Below are 12,774 nucleotides of genomic sequence, written 5' to 3'. Positions count from 1 at the left end.
TCGTCATGACCGTGCTCAGCCCCACTCCCGACCCCGCCCGCATCCCCGCGGGGTCCGCGCCGCGTCCGGCGCGCGCCGGCGGGCGCGCCTGGGCCGCCCTGGCCGTCCTGATGCTGCCTGTGCTGCTCATCTCGGTGGACAACACCGTGCTCAGCTTCGCCCTGCCGATGATCGCGCTCGAGCTCGAGCCGACGAGCATCCAGCAGCTGTGGATCATCGACGCCTACCCACTGGTGCTGGCCACGCTCCTGGTGACGATGGGGACACTGGGGGATCGGTTCGGCCGGCGTCGGATGCTGCTGATCGGCGCCACCGGCTTCGCCCTGGTGTCGGCGGCCACCGCGTTCGCGCCCACCGCCGAGTGGCTGATCGCCGGGCGCGCGGCGATGGCCGTGTTCGGCGCCATGCTGATGCCCTCCACGCTGTCGCTGATCCGCAGCGTCTTCACCGACCGCCGCCAGCGGCGCCTGGCCATCGCGGTGTGGGCCGCGATGTTCTCGGCCGGGGCCGCCCTCGGCCCGATCGTCGGCGGCATCCTGCTGGAGCACTTCGCCTGGGGCTCGGTGTTCCTGATGGCCGTCCCCGTGCTGATCCCGCTGCTGGTGCTCGCCCCGCTGCTCGTGCCGGAGAGTCGCGACCCCGCGCCCGGGCGCATCGATCCGATCAGCATCGCGCTGTCGATCGGGGCGATGGTGCCGATCGTGTACGCGATCAAGGAGATGGCGGTGGTCGGCCTGGGCGGAATGGTGCTGCCGCTGCTGGCGATCGGCGTGCTGTTCGGGGTGCTCTTCGTGCGCCGACAGCTGCGCGTCCCGTCGCCGATGCTGGATATGGCACTGTTCCGCCGCCGGGTGTTCACCGGCGCACTGCTGGTCAACCTGCTCAGCGTGGTGGCGCTGGTGGGGTTCCTGTTCTTCGTCGCCCAGCACCTGCAGCTGATCATCGGGCTGTCGCCGCTGGAGTCGGGGCTCGCGCTGGTGCCGTCGCTGGCGGCGATGATCGCCGCGGGCCTGATCGTCGTCCCGATCTCGGCCCGGGTCTCGCCGCGGGTGGTGATCCCGGCCGCGCTGGTGTTCTCCGCGGCGGGATACGTCGGGATCGCACTGACCACCGGCCCGCACACACTGTGGCCGACGATCCTGGCCTCGATCAGCCTGGGGATCGGCGTGGGGGCGGCTGAGACCGTCTCGAACGAGCTCATCCTCTCCTCCGCCCCGGCGGCCAAGGCGGGTGCGGCCAGCGCGGTCTCCGAGACCGCCTACGAGCTGGGCACCGTGCTGGGCACGTCCGTGATCGGCGGGCTGCTGACGGCCGTCTACCGGGGCACCCTCGCCGTGCCGGCCGGCGTGCCGGCGGCGGTGGCCGACGCGGCCCGCGAGACGCTCGCCGGCGCGGTGCACGCCGCATCCGAGCTGCCGGGCGCGGTCGGCGCGGCGCTGCACGAGGCCGCCGCCACCGCGTTCGACGCGGGCGTGGGGGCCGCCGCACTGATCGGGGCGGCCCTGGTCGTGGCAGCCGGCGTGATCGCGGCCACTACTCTGGGTGGGAACCAGAACAGCGTCGAGTGAGTCGCAGAGGAGTGCCGTGTTGGAGCATGCACAGTCGCGTGTCGTGAAGCTGGCGGTCATCGCCGGGGACGGGATCGGACCGGAGGTCGTCGCCGAGGCGGAGAAGGTGCTCGACGCCGCGACCGCGGGCAGCGACATCCGATTCGAGAAGACGCGCTTCGCGCTGGGGGCCGGCCGCTACCTCGCGACCGGCGACACGCTCACCGACGAGGACCTCACCGCGATCAAGGGGCACGACGCGATCCTGCTGGGTGCCGTGGGGGGAACACCCGGCGATCCCCGTCTGGCGGGAGCGAACATCGAGCGGGGCCTCCTGCTGAAGCTGCGGTTCGAACTCGACCACTATGTGAACCTGCGCCCGGCACGGCTCTACCCGGGGGCTGCCGGGCCGCTGGCCGACCCCGGATCGGTCGACTTCGTCGTGGTGCGCGAGGGCACCGAAGGGCCGTACGTGGGCAACGGGGGCAGCATCCGCCGCGGCACACCGCACGAGATCGCGAACGAGACGAGCGTGAACACCGCCTACGGCGTGGAGCGCGTCGTGCGCTACGCGTTCGACCTCGCCGAACGGCGCGCGCACCGGCTCACCCTCGTGCACAAGACGAACGTGCTGGTCAACGCCGGGTCGCTGTGGAAGCGGATCGTGGACGACGTGGCCGCGGAGCATCCGGACGTTGCCGTAGACTACCTGCACGTCGATGCCGCGACCATCTTCCTGGTCACGAACCCGGGTCGCTTCGACGTGATCGTCACCGACAACCTCTTCGGCGACATCCTGACCGATCTGGCCGGCGCCGTCACCGGAGGCATCGGTCTGGCCGCATCCGGGAACATCAACCCGGACGGCGCGTTCCCGTCGATGTTCGAGCCCGTGCACGGTTCGGCACCGGACATCGCCGGACAGCAGAAGGCCGATCCCACGGCCGCGATCCTGTCCATCGCCCTCCTGCTCGACCACCTCGGGCTGCCCGGCGACGCCGACCGCGTCACGCGCGCGGTCGAGGACGACATCGCCGGCCGGGGCGCGGCATCCCGCACGACGGCGCAGATCGGCGACGCGATCGCCGCACGGCTGCGGGCGTAATCTGAGACACGTGGGCGTCGCCGCCACCTTCGACGTTTGGACCTGACATGACCCTCTCCGCAGCATCTGCCACCGCCACGGCGGCCTTCACCGTGACCCGCAACCCGTCCGCCGTTCCGCCGGCCCGCCGCACGGAGCTGCTGCGCGACCCGTCGTTCGGGACCGTGTTCACCGACCACATGGTCGGCATCTCGTGGTCCTCCACCGAGGGCTGGCACGACGCACGGGTCGAGCCCTACGGACCGCTCTCGCTCGACCCGGCCGCGGCCGTGCTGCATTACGGGCAGGAGATCTTCGAGGGCATCAAGGCCTACCGGCACGCGGACGGATCGGTGCACACGTTCCGTCCCGACCAGAACGGCCGGCGGCTGCAGCGCAGCGCCCGGCGGCTGGCCCTGCCCGAGCTGCCGGTCGCCACCTTCGTGCAGTCGCTGCGCGAGCTGATCGCGGTCGACGGGGACTGGGTGCCCGGCGGCGAGGATCAGAGCCTGTACCTGCGGCCGTTCATGTTCGCCTCCGAGGCGTTCCTGGGCGTGCGTCCGGCGCGCGAGGTGTCGTTCCGCGTCATCGCCAGCCCGGTGGGCGCCTACTTCAAGGGCGGCGCGAAGCCGGTCTCGATCTGGCTCAGCGAGGACTATGCACGTGCCGGCCGCGGCGGCACCGGGGCGGCCAAGACCGGCGGCAACTATGCGGCGAGCCTCCTGCCCCAGGCCGAGGCGGCCGACCAGGGCTGCGACCAGGTCGTGTTCCTGGACCAGGACCGCAACGTCGAGGAGCTCGGCGGCATGAACGTGGTGTTCGTGCGGAAGGACGGGACGCTGGTCACCCCGGCCTCCGACTCGATCCTGGAGGGCATCACCCGTGAGTCCCTGCTCCAGCTGGCTCGGGATCGCGGCCACGAGGTGCAGCAGCGGCCGGTCTCGCTCGACGAGTGGCGGCAGGGCGTGGCATCCGGCGAGATCGTGGAGGTCTTCGCCTGCGGCACCGCCGCCGTGGTCGCGCCGATCGGCACCCTGAAGGGCCACGACTTCGTGGACCCGCAGCCCACCGGCGACCTGGCCACGTCGCTGCGCGAGGAGCTCACCGACATCCAGTACGGACGTCGCGCGGACACGCACGACTGGCTCGTGCGGCTCGACGCCTGAGGGAGCGGCACGACTAGGCTGATGCGGTGAGAATCGCGCGGTTCAGCCACCAGGGCTCCATCAAGTACGGCATCGTCGACGAGACCGACCTGGTCGTCCTCGCGGGCGACCCGATGTTCGCCGGACTCGACACCACCGGTGAGCGGGTGCCGCTGGCGGACGTCGCCCTGCTGGCGCCGGTGATCCCGCGCTCCAAGGTGGTGGCGGTCGCCCGCAACTACCGCGACCACGCGGCGGAGCTGGGCAACGAGGTCGCCGAGGCGCCCATGCTGTTCCTCAAGCCGAACACCTCCGTGATCGGGCCCGGCGACGCGATCGTGCTGCCGCCGCAGTCCCAGCGGGTCGACTTCGAGGGCGAGCTGGCGGTGGTGATCGGCAAGATCGCCAAGAACGTTCCGGCCGAGCGGGCGCTGGAGTACGTGCTCGGCTACACCATCGCCAACGACGTCACCGCGCGTGATCTGCAGCGCAGCGACGGGCAGTGGTCGCGGGCCAAGGGCTTCGACACCTTCTGCCCGCTCGGTCCGGCGGTCGAGACCGAGTTCGACCCGGCCGGCGACGCCGTGATCACTACCCGGGTCGACGGCGAGGTGCGCCAGCAGGGGCCGATCTCGGACATGGTGCACTCGGTGCCCGACATCATCGCCTACGCCTCGGCCGCGTTCACCCTGCTGCCCGGCGACGTGCTGCTGACCGGCACCCCGGCCGGGGTGGGGCCGTTCACCGCCGGGCAGAGCGTCGAGGTCGAGATCACCGGTCTCGGGATCCTGCGCAACCCCGCCCGCGCCGCGTGACGACATCCATCGCCGAGCTGCCCGATCCCGCGCAGCTGGGCCGCATCCAGCGGCGAACCGTGTGGGTCCTCTCGCTCGGACAGATCCTGGGCGGACTCGCGTTCGGCGCGACGGTGTCGCTGGGCGCGGTGCTGGCCGCCGATATCTCCGGCGACGAGGCGTTCTCCGGCTGGGCGACGGCGTCGGTGACGCTGGGCACCGCCCTCACCGCGGTGCCGCTGGCCGCCCTCGCCCGTCGCGGCGGGCGGCGGCCGTCACTGGCGACCGGGATGCTGGTGGCCATCATCGGCGTCGCCCTCGTCGTGGTCGCGACCGGCGCGCGCAGCTTCCCGCTGCTGATCGCCGGCTTCGCACTGGTCGGCGCCGGCCAGGCGGCGAATCTGCAGTCGCGCTTCGCCGCGGCCGACCTGGCCACCGACAGCTCGCGCGGACGCGATCTGTCCATCGTCGTGTGGGCGACCACGATCGGCGCCGTGCTCGGCCCGAACCTCGTGGGACCGGGCGAGGTCATCGGCGATGCGCTCGGGATGCCGGCGCTGACCGGACCGTACCTGTTCACGATCGTCACCCAGGCGATGGGCATCGCGCTGTACCTGCTGGCGCTGCGACCGGACCCGCTGCGACTGGCGATGCGGATCACGGCGCATCATTCGGCGGCCGGCACCCGCGTCGCCCATGCCGACCGCCCGGTGCCGGCCCGCTATGCGATGCTGGCGATCGCGGGCGCCCACGGCGTCATGGTGTCGGTGATGGCGATGACCCCGGTCCACCTCATCCACGCGGGCGCGACCCTGGAGATCATCGGCCTGACCATCAGCCTGCACATCGCCGGGATGTATGCGCTCTCACCGGTGTTCGGCATCCTCGCCGACCGCATCGGGCGGGTCCCGACCGTGCTGCTGGGACAGGCCCTGCTGGTCGCCTCGCTGGTCACGGCGGCGCTCGGGCAGACCTCGACTCCGGCGGTCACGGTGGCGCTGGTCCTGCTCGGTCTCGGCTGGAGCGCGACCACGGTCTCCGGTGCGGCGCTGCTGACCGAGGCATCCGCCGAAGACCGTCGCACCCGCCGGCAGGGGCGCAACGACTTCCTGATGAGTCTGGTCGGCGCGGTCGGCGCGGTCCTTGCCGGCGTGCTGCTGTCCTGGATCGGGTACGGGGGGCTCGCGCTGTGCGCGCTGGTGATCGTCGCCGTGGTGGCGGGTCTGTCACCGCTCGGGCGACGCACCCGGGCGAACTAGGCTGGAGGGCGTGTCTTCCGCGCCCCACCCCCTGACCACGACCGCCGCCGGACCCGACGTGCGCGTCCGCTTCTGCCCCTCGCCGACCGGCCTGCCGCACGTCGGCATGGTGCGCACGGCGCTCTACAACTGGGCGTACGCGCGACACACCGGCGGCTCGCTGATCTTCCGAGTGGAGGACACGGATGCCGCCCGCGACAGCGAGGAGAGCTACCGCCAGCTCGTCGACGCGCTGACCTGGCTGCGCATCGACTGGGACGAGGGGGTCGAGAAGGGCGGTCCGCACGGGCCGTACCGGCAGTCGCAGCGCACCGGGATCTACGCCGACGTGCTGCAGCGGCTGGTCGCGGCCGGGCGGGTCTACGAGAGCTACTCGACCGCCGCCGAGATCGATGCCCGGAACGCGGCGAACGGACGAGCCGCACAGCTCGGCTACGACAACTTCGACCGCGACCTGACCGACGAGCAGAAGGCCGCGTTCCGCGCCGAGGGGCGGGAGCCGGCCTGGCGCGTCCGCGTGCCCGACGAGGACCTGACCTACGTCGACCTGATCCGCGGCGAGGTGACCTTCCCCGCCGGGTCGTTCCCCGACTTCGTCATCGTGCGCGCCGGCGGCAAGGCGCTCTATCCGTTCACGAACCCGGTGGACGACGCCCTGATGGGCATCACGCACGTCATCCGCGGCGAGGACATCATGCCCTCCACGGCGCGGCAGCTGGTCCTGTACGACGCGCTCATCGCCGCCGGCATCGCCACCTTCATGCCCCGGTTCGGCCACATGCCGCTCGTGCTCGGCGCGACCGGCAACAAGAAGCTGTCCAAGCGCGATCCGCAGGCCGACCTGTTCTTGCAGCGCGAGAAGGGCTTCATCCACGAGGGCCTGCTGAACTACCTGGCGCTGCTCGGCTGGTCGATCGGACCCGACCGCGATGTGTTCTCGCTGGCCGAGTTCACCGCCGCCTTCGACATCGTCGACGTCAACCCGAACCCGGCCCGCTTCGATCAGAAGAAGGCCGAGGCGATCAACGGCGACCACATCCGGATGCTGGAGCCGTCCGACTTCGCGACGCGCATCGTGCCCTACCTGCGTGCCGCCGGTCTCGTCGGCGAGGACGTCACGCCGGAGCAGCAGCGGCTGATCACCGCGGTGGCCCCGCTCGTGCAGGAGCGGGTGCAGCTGCTGGGCGAGGTGCCGGCCCTGGTCGGGTTCCTCTTCACCGACGACGTCGAGTACGCCGACGACGCGATGAAGGGCCTCGGCGAGAACGCGGGGGAAGTGCTGGTGGCGTCGGTGAACGCCGTGCAGCACCTCCCGCGGGCCGACTTCGCCGCCGCCGCGATCCAGCAGGCGCTGTCGGTCGCGCTCGTGGACGAGCTCGGTCTGAAGCCGCGCCTGGCCTATGGTCCGCTGCGGGTGGCGGTGACCGGGCGACGCGTCTCGCCGCCGCTGTTCGAGTCGATGGAGCTGCTCGGCAAGGACGAGACCCTGCGCCGCCTGGGACTGCTCGTCGCGCGACTCGCCCGGTGACCGCTCGGTTTGTCCGCAGCCGGACCGTCGTCTAGACTTGATCCTCGGCACGACTTCGGTCGAAGCCCCTTGGGGTATGGTGTAATTGGCAACACAGCGGTTTCTGGTACCGCCATTCTTGGTTCGAGTCCAGGTACCCCAGCGCTCAGAGAAACCCCCGCTCCGGCGGGGGTTTTCTCATTCCGCCGGACGCGGCCCGTGGCGCGGATGCGGGCCGGACGCGTACTAGCCTGGGCTCATGCTGTTCGGCCGAATCCGTCCCGTCGAGGTCCGCGAGATCACTGTGGAGGCCGACGGCATCGACGCCGCCCGGGCGCAGGTGGACGCCCAGGTGCCGCCGGGCTGGGCGCTCACGGATGCCGCGGCCACGATGGCGAAGGCCTCCGTCCTGATCATCCTGCGCGCGAAGATGGCGCGCCGGGACGGGGTCGACGACATCCAGGCCGCCGACATGGCCACGCTGCGGTCGCAGGTCCCCGAGGGATGGCAGCTGGTCAGCGTGCGCGAAGCCTGAGCGCGCTCAGTCGGGTGCGCAGTCGTACAGCCCCGACGCGTCCTCGGTCGTGGCACTCGTGCAGTGCGATTCCACCCAGGTCAGGATCTGACCCGAGGTGGTCGTGCCGCTGCCGCCGAAGCCGCCGCCGCGTCCCGAGGTGAGGACATAGCGGATGTCGCCGGCTTGCACCATCGCGGTGAAGGCGGTCGCGGTGGGGACCGGGTCGTTGCCGCTGAATCCGCCGACCGGCAGGATCGCGGCGCCCCCGGACGCGATGATCAGCGGGGCCGCGGCCTGCGCGCCGAACACCGTCAGCAGGTAGCGGGAGTCGCCGGCGTTCTGCTTCAGGAAGGAGAGCAGCCGCGCGTCATCCGTGCCTCCCGTCAGCGCGCCCCCGAACCGTCCCCCGTCGCGTCGCGCGCCGAACGCGGCGAACCCGCGCGCACGCGCGGACGTGGTGACGGGGATGTCGCTGACGCCCCCGGCGACCGGATTGGTCGAGCTGGGATCGGCGATCGTGACCGCCGACCAGACCGTCGGTGTCAGCAGCATCCCGACCATCGCCAGCGACGCCGTCATCCACCGCATCCGTCCGCGCTTGCGGGTCAGGAGCGCGATCAGCAGGACGGCGGCGACGCCGAGGACCGCCTGCGCGACGGCCACCGGCACCGAGTAGCCGCGGTAGATCGTGGCGATCACCGGTGCGGTGCCGGCCGCGACGGCCACCAGCGCGATCTGCGGCCCGCGCCGCCCGCGCTGGTGGGCACGACCGAACGCGACGCCGATGGCCAGTCCCATCGGGACGGCGAGGGCCGCCGTGTAGAACTGGTGCATCCCGGCGACCGCGGAGAAGATCACGGCGAAGGTGAGGATCCACACCCCCAGCAGGACCCACACCGCAGCCCGGACGCGCAGGGCGATCAGCAGGGCCAGGGCCGCCAGCGCGGTGGGGATGAGCCAGCCGATCTGACCGGCCAGCTGGTCGTTGAACAGGCGGAGCGCGCCGGCATCGCCCGAGAACGGGGGAGTGAACGAGTTGTACGCGTCGGCATCCGAGGTGGCCTGCCCGAACCGGCCCAGGCCGTTGTACCCGAACACCATCTCCCAGGGCGAGTCGTGCAGCGTGCTGCCGACATACGGGCGCCTGCCGGACGGGATCAGCGCGACCGTCGCGATCCACGCCACCGACAGGGCGACGCTGAGGGCGCCGGCGACAGCGACGTGCCACACTCGACGCCACCAGCGCTGTCGGGTGCACAGATAGGCCGCCGCGAGGGCCGGCCACACGGCCCACGCCTCCAGCATGTAGCACTGGAACGCGGCGGCGACGAAGACGCCGGCCAGCACGAGCCAGCGCAGCCGGGCGCCCTCGATCGCGCGCATCCCCGCCCATGCGGCCAGAGCCAGTGCGAGCACGAAGAACGACTCGGGCTGATTGGAGCGCGACACCGCCACGAGGATCGGCGTCGTGGCCACCACGGCTCCGGCGACCACACCCGCGACCGACCCCGCGATCCGCTTGGCGGTCACGGCCACCAGCAGCGTCGCGGCGACCGCCGCCAGCGCATTGGGCAGGACGACGGTGAAGGTGGAGAATCCGAACGCCTTCACGAACAGCGCCGGGATCCAGTACGACCCCGGGATCTTGTCCAGGGTCACCGTGCTGGCCGGATCGAACGCGCCGAAGAAGAAGTTCGACCAGTTCTGGCTCATCGACACCGCGATGGCCGCGTAGTAGTCCGACCGCGACCCGGCCCACGACCCCCAGATCGTCAGGATGCCGCTGACCACGCCGAGCGTCGCCAGCGCTGCGCCCCAGGGCGTCGGCCGGCGGATGCGCGCCCACGTCCGGGGTGCGGAGGGCATCAGGGGCGCGGCGGGGGAGAGGGCGGCCATGAGCAGGACGCTAGGCGGTCGGGGACAGCGCCGGCCCAGGGGGCGCTATGAAGCCACTGTGTGGGCCAGAATCGACGTATGGCCACTGACGTCCCGCTGTCCCCGTCGCTCGCCGCCGAACTGGCTGCCCTGCGGCGACGCGCATATGCGCCGGGCGGGGACATCGCGGCGGACACCCGCGCGGCGGCGCGGCTGGCCACGCTCGAGGGCATGGCCCGCGAGGCGGGCGCCGTGCGTGTGCTCGCCCCGGACGGGCGCACCGCGCAGGAGGCGCCGCTCTCCGCGGCGGGGGAGGATGCCGCGCCCGCAGCTCGTTCCCGGACGACGCCGACCGCACCTCGGGTGCGGGCCGCGGCATCCGAGGCGCCGGGGCCGGCGCCGGCGCGCCTGTCGCCGGCCGCACGCGGCGGGGTCATCGGCGCGATCGGGCTCGTCGCCGCGGTGCTGGTGAGCCTGTGGGCCGGCGGGGCGACCGGGGTGCTGCCGGCCCAGAGCGGACTCTCCGGGCCCGACGCGGTGCTGACGATGTCGCCGCGGCTGCTGGCCGACGTCGACCGGAACGATCAGGCCCGCTCGCTGATGGACATCTGGGACATGGACCCGAAGACGCTCACGGTGAGTGAGACGTTCCAGGGAATGCGCGCCTGGGCGGTGCGGACGACGGACGGGCGGAACTGCATGTTCGTGGTCGCGGACCGGATGCCGGAGGGTGGGGACTACCTGCCGATCCTGGCCGCGGGGTGCGCGCCGCGGGGGCAGGATGCGGTGGCGGACTTCTCCCCGATGGCGATGCTCGGCGACGCCGACGCTGACGCCGAGCGCACGCCGACGAGATGGGTGCGGATGTCCGTCCACGGCGAGACCGTCGGGGTGTGGCTGACCGGGGACTTCCCGGATGCCCGGAGCTGATCAGATGTCGACGGCGTCGCCCGGCTCGAGCGCGAGGAACTCGCCGTCGCCCTGCTCGACCGCCCACTTCAGCCGCTGCCGGCCCGCCTCGCGGCCGATCACCGACAGGGTCATGTCGTGCGTTCCGAAGGCCCGGCGCGGCGCGACGGCCAGGACGAAGTCCATCGCCTCGCCGATCTTCAGCCACGGGGCGCCCACCGGCGCCGCCAGCAGCGCGACTTCGTGCCCCTTCGGGACGGTGTAGGAGTCGCCGGGGTAGTAGAACCGGTCATCCACCAGCACTCCCACGTTGTCGACCACCGGGATCGTCTCGTGGATCACCGCGTGCCGGCCGCCGAAGAACTCCAGCGTGAAGGGCGCGATCGACACGGTGTCGCCCGGGGCCACCACGGTGATGTCGTAGCCGGCAGCGGCGGCCGCCACCCCTGCAGGCGCATAGATCGGGACCCCGCCGCTGTCCCGGAGGATCCGGTCGAGGTGCTCCGGCGTCCAGTGGTCCGGATGCTCGTGGGTGAGCACGATCGCGACGACGTGTCCGAGGTCGGTCAGAGGGCTGGTGAAGGTGCCGGGATCGATGACGAGGGCCTTGCCCTCGGCCTCGATCAGGAGGGCGGCGTGTTCGTGCTTGGTCACTCGCATACCTGCAGTCAACTCCCCGCGCGCGGGCCCGGCAAGCGGTGCCGAGCCGATTTTGCCGGGGTGCGCGGCCATGGCATAATTGAACGGTTGCCTGACGGCCCCATCGTATAGCGGCCTAGTACCTCGCCCTCTCACGGCGGTAACGCGGGTTCGAATCCCGCTGGGGTCACCAACACCGAACGAGCCTCTTCCTTCTGGAAGGGGCTCGTTCGTCGTCGGGCCGAGGTCCGGGCGGGCGCCGACATCCGGCTAGACTGGTCGAGCGAGAGGGAGTATCCCGTACATCGCGCGTTCGTCATCACGGAGTCCGTCGGAGGGCTTCCGGACGCGCACCGCCGCCGGCGGGGGAGAGACTTTCGACTCATCGTCGAACTCCCGAAGGGCCCCCATGGATTTCGTGATCCCCGTCTGGTTCGAGGTCACCGCGCTCATCGTGCTGGTGCTGATCCTGGCCGCCGACCTGCTGATCATCCTCAAGCGTCCGCACATCCCGTCGATGCGGGAGGCATCGCTGTGGGTGGCGTTCTACGTCGCCCTCGCGCTGATCTTCGCCGTCATCATGTTCGCCGTCACCGGCAGCTCGGATGCCGCGGGCCAGTTCGTCGCCGGCTGGCTCACCGAGTACAGCCTGTCCATCGACAACCTGTTCGTGTTCGTCCTGCTGATGAGCCAGTTCGCCGTGCCGCGGCGCTATCAGCAGGAGGTGCTGATGGTGGGCATCATCATCGCCCTCGTGCTGCGGGGTGTCTTCATCCTCCTCGGCGCCGCCCTGATCGAGAACTTCAGCTGGATCTTCTACGTCTTCGGCCTGTTCCTGGTCTACACCGCCTGGCGCCAGGCGTTCCCGGGCAAGGACGAGGGCGACGCCGAGACCGAGACCGGCATCGTGCGGTTCCTGCGGCGGTTCATCAACATCAGCGACCACTACGACGGCTCCAAGCTGCGCACCACCGTGGGCGGCGTGCGCACCTGGACGCCGATGATCCTGGTCTTCGTCGCCATCGGAGTGACCGACCTGATCTTCGCCATCGACTCCATTCCAGCCATCTTCGGGATCACCCACCACGCGTTCATCGTGTTCACCGCGAACATCTTCGCGCTGATGGGTCTGCGCCAGCTGTACTTCCTGCTCGGCGGGCTCCTGGACCGGCTGCGCTATCTGCACTACGGCATCGCGTTCATCCTCGCCTTCATCGGCGTCAAGCTGTTCGCGCACGCCCTGCACGTGAACGAGCTGCCGTTCATCAACGGCGGGCAGCCGGTGGATTGGGCCCCGGAGATCTCCACCGTGACCTCCCTGCTGGTCATCGTGGTGGCCATGGCGGTGGCGACGCTGGCCAGCCTCATCTCGGCGCGTCGCGAGAAGAAGGCCGTGGCGCCGGCGGCCGACGATGGTCCCGTCGGGGGCGACCACCGGTGACGCGGTGGTATTCTGGGCACGTGCGGATCGCTCGACTTCTGCTTAGCGGCCGCGACG

Annotated in this window: 11 protein-coding genes and 2 tRNA genes; 11 read left to right on the top strand and 2 right to left on the bottom strand. The window is 71.3% G+C overall.

Annotation, left to right across the window (positions count from 1 at the left end; translation table 11 throughout):
- Positions 1 to 5: 5 nt before the first annotated feature.
- From AC0L6F_RS03110 to AC0L6F_RS03075, 8 genes are all read left to right on the top strand, one after another.
- Positions 6 to 1,568 (top strand): MFS transporter, encoded by a 1,563-nt coding sequence (locus AC0L6F_RS03110; RefSeq protein WP_473539116.1) that lies wholly within the window; start codon positions 6 to 8, stop codon positions 1,566 to 1,568.
- 19 nt (positions 1,569 to 1,587) lie between these two features.
- Positions 1,588 to 2,652 carry a 3-isopropylmalate dehydrogenase gene (locus tag AC0L6F_RS03105; protein WP_473539115.1) on the top strand — a complete coding sequence of 355 codons (1,065 nt, stop codon included), beginning with the start codon at positions 1,588 to 1,590 and terminating at the stop codon, positions 2,650 to 2,652.
- 47 nt (positions 2,653 to 2,699) lie between these two features.
- A complete protein-coding gene (locus AC0L6F_RS03100) occupies positions 2,700 to 3,797 on the top strand; it encodes a branched-chain amino acid aminotransferase (RefSeq protein WP_473539114.1) in 1,098 nt (365 codons plus the stop codon).
- A gap of 26 nt (positions 3,798 to 3,823) precedes the next feature.
- On the top strand, positions 3,824 to 4,591 hold the full coding sequence (locus AC0L6F_RS03095; protein ID WP_473539113.1) for a fumarylacetoacetate hydrolase family protein: 768 nt from the start codon (positions 3,824 to 3,826) through the stop codon (positions 4,589 to 4,591).
- Positions 4,588 to 5,829, top strand: coding sequence for an MFS transporter (locus AC0L6F_RS03090; RefSeq protein WP_473539112.1), 1,242 nt, complete (start codon positions 4,588 to 4,590; stop codon positions 5,827 to 5,829). Before AC0L6F_RS03095 ends, AC0L6F_RS03090 begins: the two co-directional genes overlap by 4 nt.
- Before the next feature lie 10 nt (positions 5,830 to 5,839).
- Positions 5,840 to 7,357: a glutamate--tRNA ligase gene (gene gltX / locus AC0L6F_RS03085; protein ID WP_473539111.1), complete on the top strand. Its 1,518-nt coding sequence runs from the start codon at positions 5,840 to 5,842 to the stop codon at positions 7,355 to 7,357.
- 70 nt (positions 7,358 to 7,427) lie between these two features.
- Positions 7,428 to 7,499 (top strand) — tRNA-Gln (locus tag AC0L6F_RS03080).
- A gap of 96 nt (positions 7,500 to 7,595) precedes the next feature.
- Entirely contained in the window at positions 7,596 to 7,871 is a 276-nt protein-coding gene (locus AC0L6F_RS03075; RefSeq protein WP_259612061.1) for a hypothetical protein, read from the top strand.
- A gap of 6 nt (positions 7,872 to 7,877) precedes the next feature.
- Here AC0L6F_RS03075 and AC0L6F_RS03070 read toward each other — a convergent pair whose 3' ends face one another.
- Entirely contained in the window at positions 7,878 to 9,749 is a 1,872-nt protein-coding gene (locus AC0L6F_RS03070) for a glycosyltransferase family 39 protein (RefSeq protein WP_473539110.1), read from the bottom strand.
- Positions 9,750 to 9,827: 78 nt separating this feature from the next.
- Between AC0L6F_RS03070 and AC0L6F_RS03065 the strand changes: the two genes are divergently transcribed.
- Complete coding sequence (locus AC0L6F_RS03065) at positions 9,828 to 10,658, top strand: hypothetical protein (protein WP_473539109.1); 831 nt, start codon at positions 9,828 to 9,830, stop codon at positions 10,656 to 10,658.
- On the opposite strand, the gene AC0L6F_RS03060 is transcribed toward AC0L6F_RS03065, so the two are convergent.
- Complete coding sequence (locus AC0L6F_RS03060; protein WP_473539108.1) at positions 10,659 to 11,297, bottom strand: MBL fold metallo-hydrolase; 639 nt, start codon at positions 11,295 to 11,297, stop codon at positions 10,659 to 10,661.
- Between the two features lie 96 nt (positions 11,298 to 11,393).
- On the opposite strand from AC0L6F_RS03060, the gene AC0L6F_RS03055 reads away from it, so the two are divergent.
- Together AC0L6F_RS03055 and AC0L6F_RS03050 are read left to right on the top strand one after the other, a co-directional pair.
- Positions 11,394 to 11,469, top strand: a tRNA-Glu gene (locus tag AC0L6F_RS03055).
- 216 nt (positions 11,470 to 11,685) lie between these two features.
- Positions 11,686 to 12,717 (top strand): TerC/Alx family metal homeostasis membrane protein, encoded by a 1,032-nt coding sequence (locus tag AC0L6F_RS03050; protein WP_473539107.1) that lies wholly within the window; start codon positions 11,686 to 11,688, stop codon positions 12,715 to 12,717.
- Positions 12,718 to 12,774 lie beyond the last annotated feature (57 nt).

The organism is Microbacterium sp. G2-16M (assembly GCF_055809115.1).
Note: the sequence above shows the minus strand (reverse complement) of the source record. Positions and strands in the feature narration are given on the sequence as shown.

Coding starts and splice junctions, on each gene's coding strand:
- AC0L6F_RS03110 (WP_473539116.1), top strand. CDS start 6: ATGACCGTGCTCAGCCCCACTCCCGACCCCGCCCGCATCCCCGCGGGG.
- AC0L6F_RS03100 (WP_473539114.1), top strand. CDS start 2,700: ATGACCCTCTCCGCAGCATCTGCCACCGCCACGGCGGCCTTCACCGTG.
- AC0L6F_RS03075 (WP_259612061.1), top strand. CDS start 7,596: ATGCTGTTCGGCCGAATCCGTCCCGTCGAGGTCCGCGAGATCACTGTG.
- AC0L6F_RS03070 (WP_473539110.1), bottom strand. CDS start 9,749: ATGGCCGCCCTCTCCCCCGCCGCGCCCCTGATGCCCTCCGCACCCCGG.
- AC0L6F_RS03065 (WP_473539109.1), top strand. CDS start 9,828: ATGGCCACTGACGTCCCGCTGTCCCCGTCGCTCGCCGCCGAACTGGCT.
- AC0L6F_RS03060 (WP_473539108.1), bottom strand. CDS start 11,297: ATGCGAGTGACCAAGCACGAACACGCCGCCCTCCTGATCGAGGCCGAG.
- AC0L6F_RS03050 (WP_473539107.1), top strand. CDS start 11,686: ATGGATTTCGTGATCCCCGTCTGGTTCGAGGTCACCGCGCTCATCGTG.